The sequence below is a fragment of the Pseudomonas sp. FW305-96 genome, assembly GCF_058783825.1.
This window is the reverse complement of record NZ_JBYSYW010000030.1, coordinates 1-24,617: the sequence shown is the minus strand read 5'-3', so window position 1 is coordinate 24,617 and position 24,617 is coordinate 1. Positions and strand designations below refer to the sequence as shown.

The 24,617-nt window shown below is 65.7% G+C and carries 21 protein-coding genes and 1 tRNA gene; 7 read left to right on the top strand and 15 right to left on the bottom strand.

What is annotated here, in order from left to right:
- The first annotated feature begins 40 nt into the window (after positions 1-40).
- The gene (locus tag AC3WL2_RS19930; RefSeq protein WP_102683849.1) at positions 41-1,198 is read left to right on the top strand and encodes an MFS transporter; all 1,158 of its coding nucleotides are present in this window, start codon (positions 41-43) and stop codon (positions 1,196-1,198) included.
- A 21-nt stretch (positions 1,199-1,219) separates the two neighbouring features.
- Here the strand turns inward: AC3WL2_RS19930 and AC3WL2_RS19925 are convergent, their stop codons facing one another.
- From AC3WL2_RS19925 to AC3WL2_RS19915, 3 genes are all read right to left on the bottom strand, one after another.
- A complete protein-coding gene (locus AC3WL2_RS19925; protein ID WP_102683848.1) occupies positions 1,220-3,694 on the bottom strand; it encodes a TonB-dependent siderophore receptor in 2,475 nt (824 codons plus the stop codon).
- Between the two features lie 96 nt (positions 3,695-3,790).
- Complete coding sequence (locus tag AC3WL2_RS19920) at positions 3,791-4,747, bottom strand: FecR domain-containing protein (protein WP_102683847.1); 957 nt, start codon at positions 4,745-4,747, stop codon at positions 3,791-3,793.
- Positions 4,734-5,249, bottom strand: a complete 516-nt coding sequence (locus tag AC3WL2_RS19915; RefSeq protein WP_102683846.1) for a sigma-70 family RNA polymerase sigma factor — start codon at positions 5,247-5,249, stop codon at positions 4,734-4,736. The genes AC3WL2_RS19920 and AC3WL2_RS19915 overlap by 14 nt, the downstream gene beginning before the upstream one ends.
- 167 nt (positions 5,250-5,416) lie before the next feature.
- Here AC3WL2_RS19915 and AC3WL2_RS19910 point away from each other — a divergent pair, with 167 nt between their 5' ends.
- From AC3WL2_RS19910 to AC3WL2_RS19900, 3 genes are all read left to right on the top strand, one after another.
- Positions 5,417-6,043, top strand: coding sequence for a DNA-3-methyladenine glycosylase family protein (locus AC3WL2_RS19910; RefSeq protein ID WP_102683880.1), 627 nt, complete (start codon positions 5,417-5,419; stop codon positions 6,041-6,043).
- A gap of 115 nt (positions 6,044-6,158) precedes the next feature.
- The gene (gene ada / locus AC3WL2_RS19905) at positions 6,159-7,217 is read left to right on the top strand and encodes a bifunctional DNA-binding transcriptional regulator/O6-methylguanine-DNA methyltransferase Ada (RefSeq protein WP_102683845.1); all 1,059 of its coding nucleotides are present in this window, start codon (positions 6,159-6,161) and stop codon (positions 7,215-7,217) included.
- A 54-nt stretch (positions 7,218-7,271) separates the two neighbouring features.
- Positions 7,272-9,674, top strand: a complete 2,403-nt coding sequence (locus AC3WL2_RS19900) for a DUF3772 domain-containing protein (protein WP_102683844.1) — start codon at positions 7,272-7,274, stop codon at positions 9,672-9,674.
- 181 nt (positions 9,675-9,855) lie between these two features.
- Here the strand turns inward: AC3WL2_RS19900 and AC3WL2_RS19895 are convergent, their stop codons facing one another.
- The 3 genes from AC3WL2_RS19895 to AC3WL2_RS19885 form a co-directional block, all read right to left on the bottom strand.
- A complete protein-coding gene (locus AC3WL2_RS19895; RefSeq protein ID WP_102683843.1) occupies positions 9,856-11,286 on the bottom strand; it encodes an aldehyde dehydrogenase family protein in 1,431 nt (476 codons plus the stop codon).
- A gap of 13 nt (positions 11,287-11,299) precedes the next feature.
- Positions 11,300-12,799 carry a purine-cytosine permease family protein gene (locus AC3WL2_RS19890; protein ID WP_102683842.1) on the bottom strand — a complete coding sequence of 500 codons (1,500 nt, stop codon included), beginning with the start codon at positions 12,797-12,799 and terminating at the stop codon, positions 11,300-11,302.
- Positions 12,800-12,886: 87 nt separating this feature from the next.
- Complete coding sequence (locus AC3WL2_RS19885; protein ID WP_102683841.1) at positions 12,887-13,276, bottom strand: YybH family protein; 390 nt, start codon at positions 13,274-13,276, stop codon at positions 12,887-12,889.
- A 452-nt stretch (positions 13,277-13,728) separates the two neighbouring features.
- Here AC3WL2_RS19885 and AC3WL2_RS19880 point away from each other — a divergent pair, with 452 nt between their 5' ends.
- From AC3WL2_RS19880 to AC3WL2_RS19870, 3 genes are all read left to right on the top strand, one after another.
- Complete coding sequence (locus tag AC3WL2_RS19880; protein WP_102683840.1) at positions 13,729-14,418, top strand: hydrolase; 690 nt, start codon at positions 13,729-13,731, stop codon at positions 14,416-14,418.
- Between the two features lie 36 nt (positions 14,419-14,454).
- Positions 14,455-15,075, top strand: a complete 621-nt coding sequence (ycaC, locus tag AC3WL2_RS19875; protein ID WP_023632674.1) for an isochorismate family cysteine hydrolase YcaC — start codon at positions 14,455-14,457, stop codon at positions 15,073-15,075.
- A 114-nt stretch (positions 15,076-15,189) separates the two neighbouring features.
- Positions 15,190-16,116 (top strand): LysR substrate-binding domain-containing protein, encoded by a 927-nt coding sequence (locus AC3WL2_RS19870; RefSeq protein ID WP_102683839.1) that lies wholly within the window; start codon positions 15,190-15,192, stop codon positions 16,114-16,116.
- On the opposite strand, the gene AC3WL2_RS19865 is transcribed toward AC3WL2_RS19870, so the two are convergent.
- From AC3WL2_RS19865 to AC3WL2_RS19825, 9 genes are all read right to left on the bottom strand, one after another.
- Complete coding sequence (locus tag AC3WL2_RS19865; protein WP_102683838.1) at positions 16,094-17,263, bottom strand: MFS transporter; 1,170 nt, start codon at positions 17,261-17,263, stop codon at positions 16,094-16,096. The two genes, AC3WL2_RS19870 and AC3WL2_RS19865, sit on opposite strands and share 23 nt — an antisense overlap.
- Before the next feature lie 241 nt (positions 17,264-17,504).
- Positions 17,505-18,605, bottom strand: coding sequence for a redox-regulated ATPase YchF (gene ychF / locus AC3WL2_RS19860; protein WP_023629554.1), 1,101 nt, complete (start codon positions 18,603-18,605; stop codon positions 17,505-17,507).
- Positions 18,606-18,628: 23 nt separating this feature from the next.
- Positions 18,629-19,213, bottom strand: a complete 585-nt coding sequence (gene pth / locus AC3WL2_RS19855) for an aminoacyl-tRNA hydrolase (RefSeq protein WP_023629555.1) — start codon at positions 19,211-19,213, stop codon at positions 18,629-18,631.
- A gap of 79 nt (positions 19,214-19,292) precedes the next feature.
- Entirely contained in the window at positions 19,293-19,889 is a 597-nt protein-coding gene (locus tag AC3WL2_RS19850; RefSeq protein WP_046857141.1) for a 50S ribosomal protein L25/general stress protein Ctc, read from the bottom strand.
- A 118-nt stretch (positions 19,890-20,007) separates the two neighbouring features.
- Entirely contained in the window at positions 20,008-20,949 is a 942-nt protein-coding gene (locus AC3WL2_RS19845) for a ribose-phosphate pyrophosphokinase (RefSeq protein WP_016391678.1), read from the bottom strand.
- A gap of 45 nt (positions 20,950-20,994) precedes the next feature.
- Positions 20,995-21,069, bottom strand: a tRNA-Gln gene (locus tag AC3WL2_RS19840).
- Positions 21,070-21,089: 20 nt separating this feature from the next.
- Complete coding sequence (gene ispE, locus AC3WL2_RS19835) at positions 21,090-21,950, bottom strand: 4-(cytidine 5'-diphospho)-2-C-methyl-D-erythritol kinase (RefSeq protein ID WP_102683837.1); 861 nt, start codon at positions 21,948-21,950, stop codon at positions 21,090-21,092.
- A 4-nt stretch (positions 21,951-21,954) separates the two neighbouring features.
- Positions 21,955-22,572: a lipoprotein insertase outer membrane protein LolB gene (gene lolB, locus AC3WL2_RS19830; RefSeq protein ID WP_102683836.1), complete on the bottom strand. Its 618-nt coding sequence runs from the start codon at positions 22,570-22,572 to the stop codon at positions 21,955-21,957.
- 3 nt (positions 22,573-22,575) lie between these two features.
- Positions 22,576-24,297, bottom strand: coding sequence for a tetratricopeptide repeat protein (locus AC3WL2_RS19825; protein ID WP_102683835.1), 1,722 nt, complete (start codon positions 24,295-24,297; stop codon positions 22,576-22,578).
- Between the last annotated feature and the right edge of the window lie 320 nt (positions 24,298-24,617).

The window sequence follows — 24,617 nt, the reverse complement described above, 5'->3', positions numbered from 1 at the left end:
GGGCCAGAGCCCCTGCGCGCCGGCTTGCAAGGAGTGGTACATGAACATGCGTTTGCTGGCGGGCCTGTTGTTCGCCGTGTCGGTGGTGGGTTTCAGCCTCGGGGCGAGCCTGCCGCTGGTGTCGTTGCGCCTGCACGAGGCGGGGGCGGGGACGCTGGAGATCGGCATCATCTCGGCGATCCCGGCGGCGGGCATGATGCTCTCGGCGTTCATGGTCGATGCCTGCTGCAAGTACCTGACCCGCCGCGTCATCTACCTGCTCAGCTTCAGCCTGTGCACCCTGAGCATCGCCTTGCTCGAGTGGGCCTTCGACTCGATGCTGTGGTTGGCGCTGCTGCGCCTTGGGCTGGGCATCGGCATGGGCATCGCGATCATCCTTGGCGAGTCGTGGGTCAACGAGCTGTGCCCGGAGCACAACCGCGGCAAGATCATGGCGCTGTATGCCACCAGCTTCACCGGCTTCCAGGTACTTGGCCCAGCGTTGCTGGCGCTGCTGGGCGCCAATAGCCCATGGCTGACCGGCGTGGTCACCCTCTGTTATGGCCTGGCCTTGCTGTGCATCCTGTTCACCGTGCCCAACGATCATGTCGAGCATGAGGAAGACGCCAAGAGCTTCGGCCTGGCCGGTTTCTTCCGTGTGGCCCCGGCCTTGTGCGTGGCGGTGCTGTTCTTCTCGTTCTTCGATGCCGTGGTGCTGTCGCTGCTGCCGGTGTACGCCACCAGCCATGGTTTCGCCGTGGGCGTGGCGGCGCTGATGGTGACCGTGGTGTTCGCCGGCGACATGCTCTTCCAGCTGCCGCTGGGCTGGCTCGCCGACCGGGTCGAGCGTACCGGGCTGCACCTGGTGTGCGGGCTGGTGGCGATGAGTATCGGCATCGCCTTGCCCTGGCTGCTGCAGATGACCTGGCTGCTATGGCCGCTGCTGGTGGTGCTCGGCGCGGTGGCGGGGGGCATCTATACCTTGGCGCTGGTACTGATCGGGCAGCGCTTCAAAGGCCAGGACCTGGTCACGGCGAACGCCAGCGTCGGCTTGCTGTGGGGCGTCGGCAGCCTGGTTGGGCCGCTGGTCAGCGGCGCGGCGATGGACGTGGCGCCCCATGGCTTGCCCATGGCGCTGGCGCTGATGGCGGGGCTGTTCGTGTGCTTCGCCCGCCAGGCCTATCGCCGGGCGGGCAAGCTTCAGGCGGTGGCGGACTGACCCCAGCCATCGCGCGGCAGCTCAGAACGTTCCGCGCAAGGTCACCGACACATTGCGCGGGTCGCCCCAGTAGTACCCGGTCGGCGTTGGCGCCACCTGGCGGTAGTACTTCTTGTCGAACAGGTTGTTGGCGTTCAACTGCAACGAATAGTTGTCGTTGAAGCGGTAGTTCACCATCGCGTTGTACACCGCATACCCCGACTGCGAAGCTTCGGCTGTGCCGCTGCGGTTGTAGATGGCGCTCTGCGCCTGCACGCCGCCGCCCACGGTCCAGGCCTGCAGCTCACCCGGCAGGCGATAGCTGGTGAACAGACGCAGCATGCGCTTGGGGTCGGTGGTGCGGATCGGGTTGCCGTTGTTGCCGGTGGTGTCCTTTAGGTATTCGGTGGTGTTGTAGGTGTAGCCGCCGGTCATGTTCCAGCCCGGCAGCACTTCGCCGGAAATCTCCAGCTCGAAGCCCTGGCTGCGGTTCTTGCCCGCGGCGACCTTGCAATAGCCGCTGGTGTAGTTGGGCAGGCACGGGTTCGGCCCGCTGAGGTCGTCCAGTGCGTTGCCGACCTGGTAGATGCGGAAGAACGCCAGCGAGGTGTTCAGCCGGCCCTCGTAGAACTCACCCTTGATCCCGGTCTCGTAGGCTTCGCCGGTGACCGGCTCGAGCACGGAGCCTGCGGCATCGGTGTTGGTCTGCGGGTTGAAGATCTCGGTGTAGCTGGCGTAGGTGCTGAAGTTCTCGTTGAGGTCGTAGATCAGCGCGGCGTACGGCACGATCTCGTTGTCGACGCTGAACTTGCCGTTGGCCTTGGTGTTGTTTTCCTGCTCGTAGTCGTACCAGTTGGCGCGGGCGCCGATGATCGCGGTGAGCGGATCGGCCAGGGAGATGCGCCAGGTGGCATAGGCGCCTTCCTGGGTGGTGCGGGTGCGCACCGGGTGGGCGGTGATGTCGATGCTCGGGTTGGCCAGGCTGGTCTTCGGGTCCCAGGTGCGGATGTCGAACACGCCCGATTGCACATTGTTGGTGGCCGAGGCGTAGGAGTCGTTGCGGATGCGTTCGACGCCCAGCATCAGCTCGTGACTGCGACCGAGCAGGTCGAACGGGCCGTTGAGGGTGGCACTGAGGTTGTTCTGCAGGCTCTCGCCGCCATCGCCTTCGGTGACCTGGTAGCTCATCAGGTAAGGGTTGCGGGTCGGGTTGGCGGTGCCGGTGGCACGGCTGAAGTAGGTCTGCTTGAAGCCGTTGTCGTCCAGCTCGAAGTGGGTGCGCTGGGCCATCAGCTTGAGCGTCCAGTCGTTGTCGAAACGGTGCTCGAGCTCGGCGAAGGTCTGCAGGTTGCTGCGGTTCCAGCGGTTCCAGTCGGCGCCCAGGTAGGTGCTGCGGCCGAACGGCAATGGCGAGCCGTCGTAGTCAGCCGGCAGGTTGCCCCAGGCGCCGGTGGCGTCGAGCTGGGTCCACTCAAGGCCAGTGGTCAGGGTGGTGCTGTCGTCGAGATCGAAGGCCATGACCCCGTACAGCACATCCTTGCGCTCCTGGCGCGATTGCTGGAAGTGGTCCTTCTCGTCATGCACCGCGATCACCCGGCCACGCACGTTGCCAGTTTCGGTCAAGGGGCCGGAAAGGTCGGCGACGTAGCGCTGGGCATCCCAGGTGCCGAGGGTGACGCTGCCTTCGCCCTGGAACTCATAGGTGGGGCGCTTGCGCACCAGGTTGACGGTGCCGGAGGGGTTGCCGGCGCCGCGCAGCATGCCGGTGGCGCCGCGCAACACCTCGGCGCGGTCGAGGATCGCCGAATCGCTCTGGATGAACGAACCACCGCCGCTGCTCTGCACCACGGTGGCGCCGTCGTACTGGATGGCGTCGATCTGGTAGCCGCGTGAGTAGTACTGCACCCGCTCGCTGTCGGTCAGGTTGACCACCACCCCAGGGGTCTGCTCGAGCAGGTTGGTGAGGTTGGTGATGTTCTGGTCGTCGATGCGCTGGCGGGTGACCACGGTCACCGATTGCGGGGTGTGGCGGATGCTCTGCGGCGTCTTGCCGATGGTCACCGCACCAGTGGTATAGGAGCCGCTGTGCTCGGTGGTCTCGCCCAGGCGGTTGCTGGAGATGCTGGTGGCGCCCAGTTGCAGGGCATCGCCCACCTCCAGGGCAGGTATCAGCAGGAAGCTTTTGTCGCTTTCCTGCTGGACTTGCACATCGCTGCCCTGCAGCAGAATCTGCAATGCCTGCGCACTGTCATGCCGGCCCTGCACGCCTTGAGTGGCCTTGCCCTGCAGGCTGCCGGCGTCGAACGACAGGTTCAGCCCACCCTGGCGCGCCAGCTGGTCCAGCGCGGCAGCCAACGGGCCGGCCGGGATGTTCCAGTCGCGCTGCTGGCTCTGGCTGGCGGGCGCGGCGACGGCGACTGTCGGCAGCACGCCAGCGCAGGCCATGCCCAGGCCGAGGGCGGCAGCGTGGATGGCATGGCGCAGGGTGGCATTGCGAGGGGAACACGGGTGAATCATGAAGCGCTCCTGAAGGTTGTCAGACCACTGTTCGGGCTTGTTTTCCTTCAGGCCGGACGAGAATGAGATTCCACCTCATTTATTTTCATCAATTGTTCAGGCGGCGCCGATGCTTACCCAATAGCGTGTGCGGTAGTCGACGCGCACCGGCAGGCTGCGGGCGACCAGCAGCAGGACCTGATCGGTGTCGGCCAGCTGGTAGGTGCCGGAAACCTTCAGCCCGGCCACCTCCGGCGCACAGCGCAATAAGCCGGGGCGGTAGCGCGACAGCTCGTCGATGAACTCGCCCAGGGGCATCTGCTGCACGCTCAGTACGCCGTCGGTCCAGCCCCAGGGGTCGCCATGCACGGTGGCGGGCCGATAGTCGCCCTGGGCGAACACCTGCAGCACCTCGCCAGGCTTGACCGAATGTGCGGCGCTGGAGGCGGGGAACAACGTCACCTCGCCTCGGCGCACGGCCACCAGCAGGCCCTGGTCGTTCTCGCGCAGCAGCAGCTGGCCGCCTTGGGTGCCGAGGGTGCCAACCGGGGTGTCGATGCTGAACGGACGGTTGTCATTGACGTTGCTGTCCAGGCTGACTTCGCCGCGCAGCAGGGTCAGCCGGCGTTGGTCGGCGCTGTAGCGCAGGTCGATGGCACTGGCGGTGTTCAGGCGGATCAGGCTGCCGTCGCTGCCGAGCAGTTCACGGCGCTCGCCGGTGGCGGTGCGGCTGTCGGCCATCCAGCCGGACAGGCCCAGCGGTTCACGCGCCGCCCAGCCAGCGGCGCCGCCCAGTGCCAATACCGACAGCAGCTTGAGATGGTCGCGCCGGCTCATGCGTCGGCGCTCGGTACCGGCGAGGGTCTGCCGACTCAGCTCGGCTGGCAGGCTGGCCAGTTCGTCACCGAGGCTGCTGACCCGCTGCCAGGCCTGGGCATGCTGCGGGTGGCTGGCCAGCCAGCGCTGGAACTGCTGTTCGGTACGTGGGCCGGGGCTGTCGTAGCGCAGTTTGACCAGCCATTCGATGGCCTGGTCGACCTGGGCCTGGGTCGGTATCTGGTCAGGCGTCGGCATGGCGCATCCGGTAGCAGACGCCCAGGGCCTTGGCCAGGTCGCGTTCCACGGTGGCCCGGGAAACGTCCAGGCGCTGGGCGATCTGTGCCAGGCTGAGGCCGTCGAGCTGGGCCAGCAGGAAGGCTTGGCGGGCCCGGGGCTTGAGGCGTTGCAGGGCAAGGTCGAGGCGTTCGAGGGTATCGAGGATCAACAGGCGTTGCTCCTCGCTGGGCGCCTCTTGTTCCGGCAGGTTGGCCAGGCTTTCCAGGTAGGCCTTTTCCAGGGCGCGACGGCGGAACTGGTCGATCATCAGGCCACGGGCGATGCTGCTCAGGTAGGCGCGTGGCTCTTTGAGTGGCGAGGCCTGGCGCGCCTTGAGCAGGCGCACGAAGGTGTCCTGGGCCAGGTCCGCGGCGTTCTCCCGGCAACCCACCCGGGCCCCGAGCCAGCCGCGCAGCCAGCGATGATGGGCCTGATAGAGCAGATCGACCTCGGCCGGTTTCAGCGTGTCTTCGATCTGCATCGTCTGGAGAGCCTGCCCGGATAATGTGATTGTTAATGGTTCTCAATTCTATGCGCGGCGCTACTGGCGGATCAATGGTATGCCAGCGATTAGATGCGCAAGATTGAGCGTTTCACCGATGAACGGTTGGGCTAGGCTGGGAGATCGTATCCATGCGAATGCCAACGATGATCCTTGCAGATCTTTCCCCGCAGGCCTTTGACGCTGCCGTTGCCTGGCTGGCCGGGCAGGATGCGCACTGGGCGCGGCATATTGCCGCCGTGGGGCCCTGTCTGCATCGGGCTACCCCCGGGCGCGAGCCTTACGAAGCGCTGGTGCGGGCCATCGCCTACCAGCAGTTGCACGCGCGGGCCGCCGAGGCGATCCTCGGGCGATTGCTGGCGCTGTTCCCGGAAGGAGCGTTTCCCTCGCCCAAACAGTTGCTGGCGGTGACGCCGGAGGCGATGCGCGCCTGTGGGCTATCCGCGAGCAAGATTGCCACGGTTCACGGCATCGCCCAGGCGCGTGTGGAGGGTGTGGTGCCCAGCCGGGAAGAGGCGCTGCATATGTCGGATGCCGCACTGGTCGAGCGTCTGGTAGCGTTGCGCGGAGTGGGGCGCTGGACGGTGGAAATGCTGTTGATCTATAGCCTGGAGCGATCGGATATCCTGCCGGTGGACGACTTCGGCGTGCGCGAGGGGTATCGGCGCATGAAGGGGCTGGACAAGGCGCCGACGCCCGCGCAGATGCGGGTTTTGGGCGGGGCGTGGAGCCCGTACCGGACCGTGGCGGCCTGGTACCTGTGGCGGGCTTGAAGTGTCATCCGCCTGCACGGCCCTATCGCGGGTTCGTTGAAGATAACGCAAGATTCGGAGTGTTCACTGTCGGCCAAGCCGCCAAGCTCAGCGCATCGAACCAAGGAGAGGCGCCATGAACCACGCCCCGACCACCTACACCACCGACGCTGAACGCTGGCACGCCGTGCAGTCCCGCGACACCGCCGCGACCGGCCATTTCGTCTATGCCGTGCGCACCACCGGCGTCTACTGCCAGCCCGCCTGCAAGTCGCGCCTGGCCAAGCGCGAGAATGTCGAGTACTTTGCCGACCCCGGCCAGGCCGAGGCAGCTGGCTACCGCGCCTGCAAACGCTGCAAGGCCGCGCAGGGCAGTCGGCGCACCGACCTGGTAGCCCGCGCCTGCCGCCTGATCGAGGCCAGTGAAACCGCGCCCAACCTCGACCAGCTCGGCAGCGAGCTGAACGTCAGCCCCTTCCATCTGCATCGGCTGTTCAAGGCCGAGACCGGCCTGACCCCCAAGGCCTACGCCTCGGCCTTTCGCGCCCAGCGTCTACGCGAGCGCCTGGATGCCGCCGACAGCGTCACCGAGGCCATCTACGACGCGGGTTACAACTCCAACAGCCGCTTCTACGAGAGCGCCGCCGAACGGCTGGGCATGCGCCCGAGGGAGTACCGTGCCGGCGGCCAGGGTGCCACCATCCACTTTGCCGTGGCCCAGTGCTCGCTGGGGGCGATCCTGGTCGCCCAGAGCGAGCGGGGCATTTGCGCGATCCTGCTGGGTGACGAGCCCGAGCCCTTGCTCAAGGACCTGCAGGACAAGTTCCCCAAGGCCCGGCTGATCGGCGGCGATGACACTTTCGAGCGGCTGGTGGCCGAGGTGATCGGCTTTGTCGAGGCGCCGGCGCTGGGCCTGGCGTTGCCCCTGGATGTGCAGGGCACGGCGTTCCAGGAGCGGGTCTGGCAAGCGCTGCGCGAGGTGCCGCCCGGGACCACGGTCAGCTACACCGACATCGCCGAGCGCATCGGCGCGCCCAAGGCGGTGCGGGCGGTGGCCCAGGCCTGCGCGGCCAACGCGATCGCCGTGGCGATTCCTTGCCACCGGGTGGTGCGCCGTGACGGCGACCTCAGTGGCTACCGCTGGGGTATCGAGCGCAAGCGCCAACTGCTGGACCGAGAGACGGCACTCTCCTGAGCGCGCGGACCGAGTAGAATTCACGCCCTGTCGAGTTGCGTAGAGGAACATTCGATGAGGCGTGTCAGCCTTGACCGATTCTGTGCGGGGATTTTCGCCCTGTTGTTATGCCTGGCCGTCCCGGCCTGGGCTGCCCCGGCCACGCCGGCATCGCGCCTGGCCGTGGCCGAGCAGCAGGTGCTGGACGAGAACGCCAGCCTGGACGAGTTGAGCGAGCGGCTCGACCAGATCCGCCAGGGCGTTACCAGCAACGCCAACGACGATCTGCTCGCGCAGTTGCGCCAGTCGGCCCTGCAGGTGCAGCGCCAGGCCGATGTGCTGGCCACCCAGCGCACCGCCGACGTGCAGCGCCTGGACGACCAGCTCAACGTGCTCGGCCCACCCGTGGCCGAGGAGGCCGAGAGCCTGACCCGCCAGCGCAAGCAGCTCACTGACGAAAAGAACAAGGTGGTCGCCGAGCAGAAGGACGCCACCACGCTGACGCAGTCGGCCCGTGACCTGTCCACGCAGATCGTCAACCTGCGCCGCAGCCTGTTCAACTCGCAGATCACCAGCCGCGCCGCCAGCCCGTTGAGCCCGGCGTTCTGGTCGAGCCTGATCCGCCCCACCGATGACGACGTGGCGCGCCTGCGCGACCTGCGCGGCGAGGTGTCGGACGCCATGGCCAGCGCCTTCAGTGCCGAACACCGCTGGTTGTTCATCACCGCGCTGGTGGCGGCGGTGCTGGTCTGGACCCTGGTGCGGCGGCTGCTGGAGCGCCTGCTGGCCGATGCCATGATCCGCTGGCTGCCCGAAGGCCGTCTGCGCCGCAGCGCCCTGGCCCTGAGCGTCAGCCTGGCTACGCTGGGCACTATCTCCGGCTCCGTGTCGTTGCTGCGCTGGGGCCTGGAGAGCAGCGCGGAGCTTGGCGCCGACCTGGCCAGCCTGACTAACCATATTCTTGCGCTGGTGATCTTCAGTGCCTTCATCTCGGGGCTGGGCCGCGCCATGCTGATGCTGCAGCGCCCGTCCTGGCGCCTGCCGCCGATCGCCGACGAGGTGGCCAGCGCCTTGGGCTGGTTCCCCAAAGTGCTGGCCCTGGCGCTGATGGTGCTGCTGACCCAGGAACGCATCAACAGCGTGATCGGCACCAGCCTGGCGCTGACCCTGGCCACCAATGGCCTGACCGCGCTGGTGGTGTCGCTGCTGTTCGTCGTGGCCCTGCTGCGCTATCGCCGTGCCCATCGCTTGCACGACCTTGAGCGTCCCAAGGGCCTGGCCGGGTTGATCCCGTTCGTGATCGTGGTCTGGGTGGCGGCTATCCTGCTGACCCTGCTCGCTGGCTACCTGACGCTGGCCTACTTCCTCACCGCCAAGCTGCTGTGGGTCAGTGTGGTGGTGACCTGCGCCTACCTGCTGGTGACCGTGTTCGGCGACCTGTGCGAAACCTTGCTGTCGCCGCGTCAGCCAGGTGGCCTGGCGCTGGCCTCGGCGCTCGGTCTGCAGCAACGCCACCAGGCCCAGGCCAGCACGGTGCTGGCTGGCATCGGCCGCACACTGCTGCTGTTCGCCGCCGCGTTGCTGATATTCATGCCATCGGGCACCAGCCCGGGCGAGCTGCTGCTGAGCCTGGCGGACTGGGACGGCACCGGTGGCAAAGTGCTGGGCAACCTGAACATCGTGCCCCAGGACATCTTCCTGGCCGTGGCGATCTTCCTCGGTGGCTGGTTCGCCATTCGCGTGGTCAAGCGCTGGCTGAGCGAACGCCTGCTGCCGGAAACCGACATGGACGCCGGCATGCGCGCCTCGCTGGTGACCTTGGTGGGCTACCTGGGCTTCCTGTTCCTGGCCATGCTGGTGATGTCCACCCTGCACATCAACCTGACCAGCCTGACCTGGGTAGTCAGTGCGCTGTCGGTGGGTATCGGTTTCGGCTTGCAACAGATCGTGCAGAACTTCATCTCCGGCCTGATCCTGCTCACCGAGCGCCCGGTGAAAGTGGGAGACTGGGTGAGCCTGGCCGGTGTCGAGGGTGATATTCGCCGGATCAACGTGCGCGCCACGGAAATCCAGATGTCCGACCGCTCGACGGTGATCGTGCCCAATTCGCAGTTCATTTCGCAGAACGTGCGCAACGTGACCATGGCCAATGCCCTGGGGGTGGTGGGCATCACCCTGACGCTGCCGCTGGAGACCGACCCTGCGAAAGTGCGCGAGGTACTGCTGGCGGCGTACAAGGAGCATGAGTCGATCCTCGACGCGCCGGCCACCTCGGTGACCTTCAAGGATCTGACCAGCAGTGGCATGGTCATCGGGGTGAGCGGCTATGTCGCTTCGCCTCGACAGGTATCGGGCACGCGCAGCGACCTGTTGTTCACTATCCTCGGGCGCTTGCGTGAGGAAGGCATCGCCCTGTCGTCGCCGGCGAGCATGGTGCTGGTGCAGGAGAACGGGCGCCAGGCCGACGAACCGGCATAAGGCCAATCGCGGGGCCAGTGCGCTCCTACCGCTTGCACATGTCGGAGTGGGAGCGGGCTTGCCCCGCGATGGGGTTCTGTATGCAATTGCGTGAAGGTGGGCAGGTGTTCGCCGATTGGCGCTGAAAAACTCGCAGAACACCTGCCAGCCTACCCATTCCCTTAAATGGGACGCCTAAAAGTCACCCCAAACACCGCGTCACATGCTTCACCGACTGATACCCCGAAAGCCCCCAAGGCCCGAGCTCACGCCCGATCCCGCTGCCCTTGGTGCCGCCCCACGAGGTTTCGACAAACACCGCCTGCACAGAGTTGATCCATACATGCCCCACCTCCAGCGCATCGGCCACGCGCTCGGCGCGCTCCAGGTCGGTGGAGCACACGGTGGCGACCAACCCGAAGCGGCTGTCGTTGGCTTGGGCGATGGCCTCGGCCTCGCTGCCGAAGCGCCGCGCGCACAGCACCGGGCCGAAGATTTCTTCGCCCCACAGGCGACTGCTTACCGGTACATCCACATACAACGTCGGGCTGACGAACCAGCCGTCGCGGTCCAGCGCGGTGCCGCCGGCCAGGCACTTCAGGCCCTCTTCGCGGGCGGTGGCGAAATAGCCGGCGACCTTGAGCCACTGCGCCTGGCTGGTCAGCGGCCCCATGTCCACTTCTTCAGTGAGCGGGTTGCCCACGCGCAACGCCGCCAGCGCCGCCTGCAAGCGCGGCAGCAGGGCATCGGCGATGCCATCCTGCACCAGCAGGCGCGAGGTGGCCGAGCACATCTGCCCGGCGTTCCAGGTGATGCCGGCGACGATCCACTCCACCGCCTGGTCGACATCGCAATCGTCGAACACCACGATGGCCGACTTGCCGCCCAGCTCCAGCGTTACCGGCCGGCACTGGGCCGCGGCGGCGCGCATCACCTGGCTGCCGACGCCGTTGCTGCCGGTGAATGACAGCTTGTCCAGGCCATTGTGGCCGCTCAGCGCAGCGCCGGTCTCGGCCTTGCCGCCCACGATGTTCAGCACGCCGGCCGGCAGGCCAAGCACCTCGGCGATCTGGCCGTAGGCCTGCTCGATCAGCGGGGTGATTTCGGAGGGCTTGAGCACCACGGTGCAGCCGGCCGCGAGGGCCGGGGCGAGCTTCCAGGCGCTGGTCACCAGCGGGAAGTTCCACGGCACGATCAGGCCGACCACGCCCACCGGCTCCAGGCGGGTGCGGGCGGTGAAGCCCGGCGCGGCCAGGGGTACGTCGCGGTTCTTCGCCGGTAACTGCTCGGCCAGGTCGGCGTAGTAGGCGAAGGTGGCGATGGCGTCGTCGAGATCGATCTCGGCCTCGTGGCGCGGCTTGCCGTTGTTGCGCATCTGCAGGGCGATCAATTCGTCGCGGCGCTGGCCCAGCTGTTCGGCGAAGCCGCGCAGGTAGTTGGCACGCTCGGTGGCGCTGACCGTCTTCCAGGCCGCCAGGGCCCGGCGCGCGGCGGCAACGGCCTGGTCGACCTGGGCGCTGCTGGCGGCCATCAGTTCGGCGAACGCCTGGCCGTCGGACGGGTTGTGGACAACGATACAGTCGCTGCCCTGGCCTTCGACCCAGCGGCCGTCGATGTAGTGAGGAGTGGTCATGGTCGGATTCCAGTCAGGCCATTTCGGCAGTGGTCACGGGCTTTACCGGCGTGCTTTTGCAACGCACCCAGCGCGGGCCCAGGGGGCCATACACGCCAGCAGGTTCAGGGAACAGGTTGAGCAGGATCAGGTACAGCACGGCGGCGATGCCGAGGGTCACCGGCAGGCTCAGGTCGATGCCGCCGGCGAGCTCGCCCAGTGGGCCGACGAACTGCCCGGGCAGGTTGACGAAGCACAGGCCAACCACCGCGCTGGGGATCCACGCGCCCATGCCGCGCCAGTTCCAGCCGTGGTTGAACCAATAATGGCCGCCTTGCTGGCCACGGGTGAACACTTGCAGGTCGTCGGCATGGTAGAAGCCGCGGCGGGTGATCAGGCCGAGGATCATGATCACCATCCACGGGCTGGTGCAGGTGATGATCAGCACGGCGAAGGTCGACACGCTCTGCACCAGGTTGAAGGTGAAGCGGCCGACGAAGATGAAGCCGATGGCCAGCACGCCGATCAACAGGGTAGCGGCGGCGCGGCTGAGCAGGCGCGGGAACACGCTGGACATGTCCAGGCCGGTGCCGTACAGCGCCGTGGTGCCGGTGGACATGCCGCCGATCACCGCGATCAGGCACACCGGCAGGAAGAACCAGCCCGGCGAGATCGCCAGCAGGCCGCCGACGTAGTTGTTGGCGGCGATGTAGTCCGGTGCCTGGCTGGCTACCAGGGTGGCGGTGCACAGGCCGAACAGGAACGGGATCAGCGTGGCGGCCTGGGCGAGGATCACCGCCAGCATGATGCGCGACTTGGGCGTTTGCCGCGGGATGTAGCGCGACCAGTCGCCGAGGAAGGCGCCGAACGACACCGGGTTGCTCATGGCCAGGATCGCCGCGCCGACGAACGCCGCCCAGAAGCCGGCCTGGCCGAGGTTGACGCTGCCGGCGTAGCCCGCATCGAAGGGCCCGGCGAAAGCGAAGATGCCCAGCAGGAACAGCAGGCTCGAGGCCCACACCGCAATCTTGTTGACCCACAGCATGAAGCGAAAACCAAAGATGCACACCACCAGCACCAGTATCGCGAACAGGCCATAGGCCAGGCCGAGGGTCAGGTCGGTTTCCGGCAGGCCGACCAGGCGCTTGGCGCCGCCGACCAGGGCATCGCCGGAGCTCCATACCGATAGCGAGAAGAACGCGACGGCGGTCAGCAGTGACAGGAACGAGCCGACGATACGCCCGTGCACACCGAAGTGCGCGCCGGACGATACCGCGTTGTTGGTGCCGTTGAGCGCGCCGAACAGGCCCATCGGCGCGAGGATCAGCGCGCCCACGCCGACGCCGAGCAGGATCGCCCAGGCCCCGGCCTGGAACGACAGCCCGAATAGCACCGGGAAGCTGCCCAGCACGGCGGTGGCGAAGGTATTGGCACCGCCGAAGATCAGGCGGAACAGGTCCAGCGGGGCGGCGTCGCGTTGATCGTCGGGGATCTGTTCGACGCCATTGGTCTCGATACCGGTCGAGTGACTCATGGTAATGCTCCAGCGCGAATGTTGTCGGCCGTCGGGCGGCCTTGTTGTGGGTGCGATGGCAGTGCGGCAGGGCCGCTTGAAAGGGGATCAGGCCGGCGAGACGACCGACAGGTGCTCGTGACAGGCCAACCAGCGGTCGCCGTGCAGACGCAAGACGATGGTTTCGCGCTCGTTCAGGTCGAGGGTCTCGCCGGCGACGCGCAGGCGCGTGGCCACGTCGTGCATGAAGATCGCCACGTCGCCCTGCAGGCTCACCTGGGCATTGCTCGACTCGCAGCCGAGCACGGCGAAACCGTCCGCCTGCCAGCTGGCCCAGAGATCTTCATAGGCACGGCGCGACAGCAGCGGTTGCGGCAAGGTGTGGAAGAGGAAGGTGGCGTCTTCGCTGAAGCAGGCGAAGTAGCGGGCGGTGTCGTTGCTGGCGAAGGCGGCGACGAGGTCGGCGGCGGCCTGCCGTACCTGGAGTGTCTGGTCCACGGGAGTGGCCTCACGGTTTATTGTGATTGTTGGTGAAGCGATTCTGGTGGGGGCCGGCGGGGGGAAAAATCGCTGTGGACAAATAATCAGTTCAGGAAATCGTGAACCAATGGGCTGACCGACCAAGTAACCGACCAAGTTATCGACCAAGCGCTGCTGAAAATTGCCGATCCATCGGATCAGTGATTGCGCGCTGGCATTTCATCATCGTTCTCCCAGCGCAACTCTGAGGGTTCACCCATGGGCCTACCGGGCCGCATCTCGCCTCTCTACCGTTAGCCCTGCCGCCCGCCTGGCCACAGGCCGCACGGGCATTTGCCACGGCCCGCCGACTGACGGTCGCTTCGTTCAGCCTGCGTTGCCTACTCTCATAGTCCCCACTGTGGATGTGTGGGGCGCGGTCCGACCGCAGCGGCCAGGATGGCCTGTTCTCACACCAAGAGGAGAGAACGATGAGCAATTTCTCGCAAGCCGCCAACTTCGAAGGCCAAGTGCCACGCATCGACCCCGACAACGCCACGATGCTGCTGATCGACCACCAGAGTGGCCTGTTCCAGACGGTCAAGGACATGCCCATGACCGAACTGCGGGCCAACGCCATCACCCTGGCCAAGGTCGCCAGTCTGGCGAAGATCCCGGTCATCACCACCGCCTCGGTACCCCAGGGTCCCAACGGCCCGTTGATCCCGGAAATCCACGAGGCTGCGCCACACGCGCAATACGTGGCCCGCAAAGGTGAGATCAACGCCTGGGACAACCCCGAGTTCGTCGCTGCGGTGAAGGCCACTGGGCGCAAGCAACTGATCATCGCCGGCACCATCACCAGCGTGTGCATGGCCTTCCCCAGCATCAGCGCGGTGGCAGCCGGCTACCAGGTGTTCGCGGTCATCGACGCGTCAGGCACCTACTCCAAGATGGCCCAGGAAGTGACCTTGGCGCGGGTGGTCCAGGCCGGCGTGGTGCCGATGGACACCGCCGCCGTCTGCTCCGAGGTGCAGCGCACCTGGAACCGCCCGGATGCCGCGCAGTGGGCCGAGGCCTACAGCGCGGTGTTCCCGCACTATCAACTGTTGATCGAGAGCTACGCCAAGGCCCAGGCCGTCGTCACCGGCCATGAGCAACTGGACTCGCAACGCAACTGAACCTGGCTGTTTCCCATCCAAGCAAGGAGATCCACCATGGCATTCCAATACAAGCGTCTGGACAAGAACAACGCCGCGGTACTGCTGGTCGATCACCAGACCGGGCTGCTGTCGCTGGTGCGCGACATCGACCCGGACCGGTTCAAGAACAATGTGCTGGCGCTGGCCGACCTGGCCAAGTACTTCAAGTTGCCGACCATCCTCACCACCAGCTTCGAGACCGGCCCCAACGGCCCGCTGGTACCCGAGCTCAAGGAGCAGTTCCCCGAGGCGCCCTACGTCGCCCGCCCCGGCAACATCAACGCCTGGGACAACGAGGACTTCGTCAAGGCGGTGAAGGCCACCGGCAAGAAGCAACTGATCATCGCCGGCGTGGTCACCGAGGTGTGCGTGGCCTTCCCGGCGCTGTCGGCGCTGGAGGAGGGCTTCGAGGTGTTCGTGGTCACCGACGCTTCCGGCACCTTCAACGAACTGACCCGCGACTCGGCCTGGCGCCGCATGGAAGCCGCCGGCGCCCAGCTGATGACCTGGTTCGGCGTGGCCTGCGAGCTGCACCGTGACTGGCGCAACGACATCGAAGGGCTGGGCACGCTGTTCTCCAACCACATTCCCGACTACCGCAACCTGATGACCAGCTACAGCAAGCTGGCCAAGTGACCGCCAGCCCGGGCCCCGTTGCCGGGGCCTGGGCCTGGTGACGCCCACGGCCCCTGTGACGATCCCTGGAGAATGGCGGATGATGCAGCGGTGAGCCGTGGACGAGTGTTGCCGATGTTCGACCTGAACGACCTTTATCTCTATGCCAAGGTGGTGGAGCACGGCGGCTTCGCGCCCGCCGGGCGCATCCTTGGCCTGCCCAAGTCACGCCTCAGCCGGCGTGTTGCCAAGCTCGAGGAGCGCCTGGGCGTGCGCCTGATCCAGCGCTCCACGCGGCAGTTCCAGGTGACCGAGGTAGGCCTGGAGTATTACCGCCATTGCCTGGGCATGCTCGAGCAGGCCGTCGCCGCCGAGGATGCCGTCGAGCGCAACCGCGCCGAGCCCCGTGGCATCGTGCGCCTGGCCAGCAGCACCGCGCTGCTCGATTCGCGCCTGGCGCCGATGCTGGCGCGCTTCATGGCGCAATGCCCGGTGGTCGAGTTGTTGGTCAAGAGCTACAACCGCCGGGTGGATGTGATCGGCGAGGGCTTTGACCTGGTGCTGAGCGTGCAACACCAGCCACTGGAAAGCAGCGAGCTGGTGATGCGTCGCCTGGCCCCGAGCCGTCAGTGCCTGGTGGCTGCGCCGGGCCTGCTGGCCGAACACGGGCGGCCCGTGTCGCCGGAAGGGCTCCAGCTTCTGCCGAGCCTGAACTGGGGCGCCAATGTGCAGGACGCCACCTGGATGCTGATCGGGCCTGCGGGCGCCGAGGCTGCCGTGCGCCATCGCCCCCGTGTGGTGTCGGACGACCTCGCGGTACTGCGCGAGGCCGCCCTGGCCGCTGTGGGCGCGGTGCTGCTGCCCGAGGAGGCGGTGCGCGCCGACCTGGCTGACGGGCGGCTGGTGCATGTTCTCGACGACTGGGCGCCACGGGAAGGGGAGGTGGTGGCGCTGTTCCCTTCCCGGCGCGGGTTGATGCCCGCGGTGCGCAAGCTGATCGACTACCTGGCCGACGCCTTCGAGCAGGAGCAGCAGGCCGCTACGCCGGTTCGCGCTCGCTGAAGCCTGGCTCGGCAGGAGGGCGGGCCGACCAGAACGCCAGGCCCGCCGCCAAGGCGGTCAGCGCGGCGCCGGCCCAGGGGGTGGCCGCCAGCGTCGCCCCGGTGATCACCACGCCGCCGATGGCCGAACCCAGCCCGACGCCCAGGTGCATGGCCGACATGTTCAGGCTCATGCCGGCCGGGAAGGTGTCCGGGCCACGGGTCGCCAGGTAGCTCTGCACCACCGGTGAGGTGGTCCAGCTCAGCCCGCCCCAGAGCATCATGGTCGCCAGGAACAACCCTGGCGTGCCCACGCTCAACGGCAGTACCAGCAAGCTGGCGAGATAGAGCAGCGGCGCCAGCGCGATGGAGCGGCCTGCGCCGAGCCGATCCGCCATCCAGCCGCCGACATAGCCGCCCGAAACACCGGCGATGCCGAAGGCGGCGAACACTGCCGCCAGCCATTGCAGCGGAATGTCGGCGACCTGGTGGGCATAGGGGGCCAGGTAGGCAAAGACTGTGAAGTGCCCGGCAATCATCAGCAACGACACGCCCTGAGCTGCCATCAGGCGGCTGTCGCGCAGATGGCGGACATAGCTGTGCAGGGCGATGCGTTCGCTGCTCTGCAACTGCGGCAACCCTTGCCAGGCCATCAGCAGCACTGCCATTGCCAGCACGCTCAGCCCGGTGAAGACGCCACGCCAGCCCAGCACGTCGCACAGCAGCATTCCGGCCGGCACCCCCAGCACCAGCGAGCTGCAGATGCCCATGAAGGTCACCCCAATGGCGCGGCCACGCAGGGCCTCGGGCACCATGCGCGTGGCCATCAGGGTGCAAGTCAGGCAGGTCAGGGCGCTGGTCGCGGCCATGCCTATGCGCGCCACCAGCAACGCGGTATAGCCAGGCGCCAGGGCTGCTGCCAGGTTGCACAGGGCAAAGATCGCCAGGGTGGCGCACAGCAGGCGGCGCAAGGGCAGGCGTGTGGTCAGCAGGGGAGAGAAGGGCGCGGCGAGGGCGAAGCTCAGGGAGAACACCGTGGTCAGCTGCCCGGCGATACCGAGCGGGACTTGCAGGCCATCGGCCAGGGCCGGCAGGATGCCGACCGTGATGTTTTCTGCCATGCCCGTGACGAACGTCGCCAGGGCCAGCAGCCAGATACGCGGGCTCATTGTGTTGCCTCCGATAAACAGGCCGGCCAAGGTCCGGACCCATTTGTCCCGACGGTTGACCGGCAAGGGTCAGGTCCATCGGGTTTCGAGGCAGTGCTTCGGTTATCCCGGTTCAAGCAAGGGGGAGTGTAGCCGGTTGCAGGAAGTGAGTGAAGCACGTCGGCCTACAGGTGCTGGCAGTCAGTCGCGTTGACACTCATTTTTTCCCTGCACAAATGCATCGCGGGGCACCGAGCGGTACTCAGACGTTGAAGCGGAAGTGCATCACGTCGCCATCCTTGACGATGTAGTCCTTGCCCTCAAGGCGCCATTTGCCGGCTTCCTTGGCGCCGCTCTCACCCTTGAACTGGATGAAGTCGTCATAGGCCACCACTTCGGCGCGGATGAAGCCTTTCTCGAAGTCGGTGTGGATCACGCCGGCCGCCTGCGGCGCGGTGGCGCCCACGCGCACGGTCCAGGCACGCACTTCCTGCACGCCGGCAGTGAAGTAGGTCTGCAGGTTGAGCAGCTCGTAGCCGGCGCGGATCACGCGGTTCAGGCCAGGCTCTTCCAGGCCCAGGGCCTCGAGGAACATGTCCTTCTCCTCACCGTCGTCGAGCTCGGCGATCTCGGCTTCGATCTTGTTGCACACCGGTACCACGACCGCGCCTTCTTCCTCGGCGATGGCCTTGACCACATCCAGGTGCGGGTTGTTGTCGAAGCCATCTTCGGCAACGTTGGCGATGTACATCACCGGCTTGCTGGTCAGCAGGTGGAAACCGCGGATGACGGCTTTCTCGTCGTCAGCCATGTTCTTCATCAGGCTGCGTGCCGGCTTGCCTTCGGTGAAGTGCGGGATCAGTTTTTCCAGGATGGCCTTCTGTGCCAGGGCATCCTTGTCGCCGCCCTTGGCGTTGCGGGCGACCTTCTGCAGTTGCTTCTCGCAGCTGTCGAGGTCGGCAAAGATCAGTTCGAGGTCGATGATCTCGATGTCGCGCTTGGGGTCGACGCTGTTGGAAACGTGGATCACGTTCTCGTCTTCGAAGCAGCGCACCACGTGGGCGATGGCGTCGGTCTCGCGGATGTTGGCGAGGAACTTGTTGCCCAGGCCTTCACCCTTCGAGGCGCCAGCGACCAGGCCGGCGATGTCGACGAATTCCATGGTGGTCGGCAGGATGCGGTTCGGCTTGACGATCTCGGCCAGCGCGGCCAGGCGTGCGTCGGGCATCGGCACGATGCCGCTGTTCGGCTCGATGGTGCAGAAGGGGAAGTTCTCCGCCGCGATGCCGGACTTGGTCAGGGCGTTGAACAGGGTGGACTTGCCGACGTTGGGCAGGCCGACGATGCCGCAATTGAAACCCATGGGTATTCCCCTATCTAAAAGTGTCAGGCCTTCTGGCTGTGCAGTTCGCGCATCGCCTTGGCAAAGTCGCCGGCAAGCACGTCGGGCATCACGCCGAGGGCAAAATCGATGCTGGCGTCGAGCTTCTCCTGCTCGGCGCGCGGCGCGCGGCCCAGGACGAAGTTGGAGACCAGTTTGGCGTCACCCGGGTGGCCGATGCCAAGCCGCAGGCGGTGGAAGTCGTTCTGGTTGCCGAGCTGCGCGATGATGTCGCGCAGGCCGTTGTGCCCACCATGGCCGCCGCCTCTCTTGAGCTTGGCGACGCCGGGGGGCAGGTCGAGTTCGTCGTGGGCCACCAGGATCGCTTCCGGCTTGATGCGGAAGAAATTGGCCAGAGCCGCCACGGATTGGCCGCTACGGTTCATGTAGGTGGTGGGGATCAGCAAGCGAACATCGTTGCCCTGATGGCTGAATTTAGCCGTCAGGCCGAAATACTTCTTGTCAGCGGACAGCGAGACGCGCTGGGCGCTGGCGAGGCGTTCAACGAAAAGAGCCCCTGCGTTATGCCGGGTCTGTTCGTATTCGGGGCCGGGGTTACCCAGGCCGACGATCAACTGGATGGCGGTCACGTCAGGGGCTCTTCCTTGGAGTTGGTGGGTTACGGTGCGCGCGGCACTGTAACCCGATCAACGCCGGCGTGCGAGTGGATTACTCGGCAGCGCCTTCAGCAGCTTCAGCGGCAACGCGCGGGGCGTGGACGTTGGCAACAGCTTTGTCATCACCGTGGGCCAGAGCAACGAACTCTACGCCTTTCGGAGCTTTCAGGTCCGACAGGTGGATGATGGTGCCGACTTCGGCGTTGGCCAGGTCGACTTCGATGAACTCAGGCAGGTCTTTGGCTTCGCAGGAAACTTCGATCTCGGAAACGACGTGCGAGATCTCGCCGCCTTTCTTGATCGGGGCTTCTTCGCCGACGAAGTGAACCGGGACCTTGGCGGTCAGCTTCTGGCCAGCAACGACGCGAACGAAGTCGGCGTGCATGATGAAGCCTTTGGCCGGGTGACGCTGCATGGCCTTGACCACGACGTTCTGCTTGGCGCCGTCGACATTCAGTTCGATAACGTGGCTGAAGGCAGCTTCGTTTTCGAACAGCTTGGCGATTTCCTTGGCCACGATGGTCAGGGACTGGGCTTCTTTATCGCCACCGTAGACAACGGCAGGGATGTTGGCGGAGTGACGCAGGCGGCGGCTCGCACCTTTCCCCAGGTCAGTACGCGCTTGGGCGTTCAGGATGAAATCAGTCATTTTGCTTCTCCAAAATAGCCCCCCGAGGGCGTTTGCGACCAGCGCCAACGGGGATGGCAAAAAAGCCCCGCCCCAACGAATGCTGGGGCGGGGCGCTTCATATCAACACGTGTTCCGCTTAGCGGAACATCGCGCTGATCGATTCTTCGTTGCTGATGCGGCGTACCGCTTCAGCGACAACCGGTGCGATATCCAGCTGGCGGATACGGTCACAGGCTTGAGCAGCGGCGGACAGCGGAACGGTGTTGGTCACCACCAGCTCGTCCAGTACCGACTTCTCGATGTTCTCGATCGCGCGGCCCGACAGGACAGGGTGCGTGCAGTAGGCGTAAACCTTGGCAGCGCCGTGTTCTTTCAGGGCCTTGGCCGCGTGGCACAGGGTGCCGGCGGTGTCGACCATGTCGTCTACCAGGATGCAGGTGCGTCCTTCGACGTCGCCGATGATGTGCATAACCTCGGAGTGGTTAGCCTTTTCGCGGCGCTTGTCGATGATCCCGAGATCGACGCCCAGGGACTTGGCGACGGCGCGAGCACGCACCACACCACCGATGTCCGGGGAAACGATCATCAGGTTCTCGAAACGCTGGTCTTCGATGTCGTCGACCAGTACGGGCGAGCCGTAGATGTTGTCGACGGGGATATCGAAGAAACCCTGGATCTGGTCAGCGTGCAGGTCGACGGTGAGTACACGGTCGATACCCACGACAGTGAGCATGTCAGCGACGACTTTGGCGCTGATGGCTACACGTGCCGAACGCGGACGGCGGTCCTGGCGGGCGTATCCGAAGTAAGGAATCACGGCGGTGATTCGCGACGCTGAGGAGCGGCGGAAGGCGTCGGCCATCACTACCAGTTCCATCAGATTGTCGTTGGTAGGGGCACAGGTGGGCTGAATGATGAAGACATCCTTACCGCGGACATTTTCATTGATTTCAGCACTGATTTCGCCGTCGGAGAACTTGCCGACAGAAACATCACCCAGTGGAATATGCAGCTGACGTACGACACGCCGAGCCAGATCGGGGTTTGCATTCCCCGTGAAGACCATCATCTTGGACACGCGCAGTACCTGAAGGCTGAGGGTAACCTGGATGAGTATAAGAAATGGCAGGGGCGGCTGGATTCGAACCAACGCATGGCAGGATCAAAACCTGCTGCCTTACCGCTTGGCGACGCCCCTGTATCTGTTGCTGCGAATTCTTATGAACTCGACTTCTTGATCAGACTTTGCAGCTTGCGATGCAACATCGAAATATTGCTTCCTTTCGCCACAAACCCTGTTTGGGTCTCTGAAAGAAGGGCCAGAACTCTATCAGCTTCGGCTTTGCTTGGGAAGGCCCCAAACACACAACTTCCAGTGCCGGTCATTCGAGCTTCAGTGAATTTACCCAGTGAAATCAGCGCATTGCGAACTTCAGGATACCGTTGCTCTACTACCGGTTGGCAGTCATTTCGACTGTTTCCCTCGGGAACGGGGCGCATCTTAAGGGGGAGGGAATCACGTGTCAACTCTGGATGCGAAAAAATTTCCGCTGTGCTGACAGACACTTGCGGCACCAGCACGACATACCAGGGTTCGGCGGGGTCGACCGGGGTCAGTTGCTCGCCGACACCCTGTGCGAAGGCAGCATGTCCGTGGACGAACACCGGCACATCGGCGCCGAGCGAAAGGCCCAGGGCCGCCAGGCGATCTTCGTTCCAGTCCAGCTGCCACAGGTGCGCGAGTCCCAGCAGGGTAGTCGCCGCGTCGGAGCTGCCGCCCCCGATGCCGCCGCCCATGGGCAGCACCTTGCGCAGCCAGATGTCGGCGCCGAGCGCTGTGCCGGACTGTGCCTGTAGCATCCGCGCCGCGCGGACGATCAGGTTGCTGTCGTGGGGCACGCCGTCAATTTCAGTCTGCAGGCGGATCTGGCCGTCGTCGCGCAGGGCGAAGCTCAGTTCGTCGCCGTGCTCGAGAAACTGGAACACGGTTTCCAGCTCGTGATAGCCATCGGCGCGGCGCCCAGTAATGTGCAGCCACAGGTTGAGCTTGGCCGGGGCCGGCAGTGTCAGCTTTTGCATCGAATCAGTGCCCCAGCTGGCGTGGCTGCCAGTCCTTGACCACCAGGGTCACGTCGATGTTCTCGCCGTGCAGCTTCAGGCGCTCGGGCAGCCAGTAGCCGTTCTGCTCCACATAGCTCAGGTATTCGACCTTCCAGCCGTCCTGGGCGAGGCTGGCCAGGCGGCTGTCGCCGTCGAGGGTCAGCTGGCTCTTGCTGTCCGGGGCGGGCAGGCCGCGCACCCACCAGACCAGGTGCGACACCGGCAGGCGCCAGCCCAGTTGTTCTTCCAGCAGCGCCTCGGGGTTAGCCGCCTCGTAGCGACCTTGGTTGGCGACTTCCAGCACTACGCCGCCGGGGCGCCCGGTCAAGCGTGCCGCGCCGCGGCCCAGGGGGCCGGCCAGGCGGATGTCGTAGTAGTCCTGGCGCTGCAGCCAGAACAGCGTGCCGCTGCCCGAATCACGCGGGGCGCGGATGCCGACCTTGCCGTTGATCTGCCAGCCGTCGAGATTGCCCAGCTGCTGCTTGTGCTCGCGCCACAGCTGCGGGTTGCCCTGGCCCTGCACGGCTTCCTTGCTGCCGAAACCGGCGCAGCCGGCGAGCAGGGCGATGAGGGTGAAGGTGATGCAATGACGCAGGAACATGGTTTACAGGCTCTCGGATCCGGTCAGGCGCAACAGTGTCTTGCGCAGGATGGGGCTGTCGGCCTGGGCTTCGAAGCCCTTGGCCCAGACTTGGCGGGCTTCGCGGCGTTTGCCGTTGGCCCAGAGGACTTCGCCCAGGTGGGCGGCGACTTCATGGTCGGGAAAGCGTTCGAAGGCCAGGCGCAGTTGGCGCTCGGCTTCCTCGAGGTTGCCCGTGCGATAGGCGATCCAGCCCAGGCTGTCGAGCACGGCCGGGTCGTCGGGAGTGAGCTGGTGGGCTTTTTCGATCAGCGCCTTGGCTTCGCCGTAGCGGGTGGTGCGGTCGGCCAGGGTGTAGCCCAGGGCGTTGAGGGCCATGGCGTTTTCCGGTTCGCGGGCAATGATGGCGCGCAGGTCTTTTTCCATCTGCGCCAGATCGTTGCGTTTTTCGGCGAGCATGGCCCGGGTGTAGAGCAGGTTGAGGTCGTCCGGGTAGCGTTTTATCGCCTGCTCCAGTACCTGGCCGGCCTGGGTTTCCTTGCCGTTGTTGCCCAGGCTTTCGGCCTCGATCAGGTACAGCTGGATAGCGTAGTCCGGCTGCGCCTCGCGGGCCTCGGCGAGCAGTTTCGAGGCCTCGGCGCTGCGACCGTTGGCAATCAGGATATCGGCCTGGCGCAGTTGCGCCGGCAGGTAGTCCGGGCCGGGGCCGACCAGGGCGTACTCGCGCAGGGCGGCTGCCGGCTGGCTGCGTTCTTCGCGGATGCGGCCGAGGTTGAGGTGGGCGGCATCGACGTTGGCGTCACGTTCGACCAGCTCCTGCAAGTAGCCTTCGGCCTCGTTCCAGTGCTTGGTTTCCAGGCACACCAGGGCCAGCGAGTAGCGGATCTCGTCGTCTTCCGGGTATTGCTGGAGCAGGCTCTCGAACTCGGCCTTGGCGTCGTCGATGCGGTCCTGTTCGACCAAGGTGCGCGCGTAGGTCAGGCGCAGGCGCTTGTCTTCGGGGTTGTCGCGGATCGCGCCGCGCAGCAGCGGCAGGGCCTCCGGACCGCGGTCCAGGGCCTGCAGCAGGCGGGCACGCAGCAGCACCGGGGCGATCTCGCCATTCTGTGGCGGGTGGGCCTCGAGCAGGTCGAGGGCTTGTTGCGGCTTGTCATCCTGGTTCAGCAGCAAGGCCTTGCCAAACACCAGCTGGCTGTTCTCGGGGTACTTCACCAGCAGGCGGTCGAAGCTTTGCATCAAACCGTCGCGGGTATGCTGGTCGGTCTCGGCGGCCGACAGGGCGAGGAAGTCGAAATGGGTATCGCCCTGGCCTTGCAACACCTTCTCCATGTAGGTCATGGAGTCGTCGTAACGCCCGGCGCGGGCCAGCTGGATGGCGGCGGCGCGCTGGGCGTCGAGGTTCTGCGGGTCGTTGCGGGCCCAGATCAGCGCGGTGTCCAGGGCCGGTTCGTCGGCGCCCAGGTACTCGGCGATGCGATAGGCGCGTTCGGAGACAGCCGGGTCCTGGGTCTTCTCGGCCTGGTCCACGTAGTTGGCCAGGGCGATGTCGAAGCGGTTGCGCTGGCCGGCCAGCTCCGCCACTAGCAGGCTGTACAGGGTGTCCTGCTTGAACGATCCGTACACCACGGGCTTTTCCGCGCTCTTGCCGGCGTCGGCGGCGGGCGTCTGGACGTCCGTCTTCGGGGCCAGGCTCTGGCAGCCTTGAAGCAGGGCGAGGGCAAGCAGCAATGCGTAGGATTTGTTCATAGGGGCTTATAAAGAGGCTAAACCGGCGGTCGGAGCATGATGACACAAGCGCGATGGCAAACCCACCTGCGAAGGTCGTGGTGTGAAGCGGCGCTTCGGAGTATAGGGACAATGTATGGCGGTGGTGGTTCGCAAACGGCCTTGCGGCATCTTGCCCTTGCCCTTGCCCTTGCCCTTGCCCTTGCCCTTGCCGTTGCTTTTGCTTTTGCTTCTAAGCGCACGGTAGTTCAGGCAACGCCAACTGCGACTTCAGGAGGCCGAACGCAGGTCTTGCGGAGGGAGGTGACGGGCATGGATGCCCGTCAAGCGCTGCGCCCCAG

Coding starts and splice junctions, on each gene's coding strand:
- ycaC (WP_023632674.1), top strand. CDS start 14,455: ATGGCATTCCAATACAAGCGTCTGGACAAGAACAACGCCGCGGTACTG.
- AC3WL2_RS19900 (WP_102683844.1), top strand. CDS start 7,272: ATGAGGCGTGTCAGCCTTGACCGATTCTGTGCGGGGATTTTCGCCCTG.
- ada (WP_102683845.1), top strand. CDS start 6,159: ATGAACCACGCCCCGACCACCTACACCACCGACGCTGAACGCTGGCAC.
- AC3WL2_RS19925 (WP_102683848.1), bottom strand. CDS start 3,694: ATGATTCACCCGTGTTCCCCTCGCAATGCCACCCTGCGCCATGCCATC.
- AC3WL2_RS19920 (WP_102683847.1), bottom strand. CDS start 4,747: ATGCCGACGCCTGACCAGATACCGACCCAGGCCCAGGTCGACCAGGCC.
- lolB (WP_102683836.1), bottom strand. CDS start 22,572: ATGTTCCTGCGTCATTGCATCACCTTCACCCTCATCGCCCTGCTCGCC.
- AC3WL2_RS19865 (WP_102683838.1), bottom strand. CDS start 17,263: ATGAGCCCGCGTATCTGGCTGCTGGCCCTGGCGACGTTCGTCACGGGC.
- AC3WL2_RS19880 (WP_102683840.1), top strand. CDS start 13,729: ATGAGCAATTTCTCGCAAGCCGCCAACTTCGAAGGCCAAGTGCCACGC.
- ispE (WP_102683837.1), bottom strand. CDS start 21,950: ATGCAAAAGCTGACACTGCCGGCCCCGGCCAAGCTCAACCTGTGGCTG.
- AC3WL2_RS19930 (WP_102683849.1), top strand. CDS start 41: ATGAACATGCGTTTGCTGGCGGGCCTGTTGTTCGCCGTGTCGGTGGTG.
- AC3WL2_RS19895 (WP_102683843.1), bottom strand. CDS start 11,286: ATGACCACTCCTCACTACATCGACGGCCGCTGGGTCGAAGGCCAGGGC.
- ychF (WP_023629554.1), bottom strand. CDS start 18,605: ATGGGTTTCAATTGCGGCATCGTCGGCCTGCCCAACGTCGGCAAGTCC.
- AC3WL2_RS19915 (WP_102683846.1), bottom strand. CDS start 5,249: ATGCAGATCGAAGACACGCTGAAACCGGCCGAGGTCGATCTGCTCTAT.
- AC3WL2_RS19850 (WP_046857141.1), bottom strand. CDS start 19,889: ATGACTGATTTCATCCTGAACGCCCAAGCGCGTACTGACCTGGGGAAA.
- AC3WL2_RS19910 (WP_102683880.1), top strand. CDS start 5,417: ATGATCCTTGCAGATCTTTCCCCGCAGGCCTTTGACGCTGCCGTTGCC.
- AC3WL2_RS19825 (WP_102683835.1), bottom strand. CDS start 24,297: ATGAACAAATCCTACGCATTGCTGCTTGCCCTCGCCCTGCTTCAAGGC.
- AC3WL2_RS19890 (WP_102683842.1), bottom strand. CDS start 12,799: ATGAGTCACTCGACCGGTATCGAGACCAATGGCGTCGAACAGATCCCC.
- AC3WL2_RS19870 (WP_102683839.1), top strand. CDS start 15,190: ATGTTCGACCTGAACGACCTTTATCTCTATGCCAAGGTGGTGGAGCAC.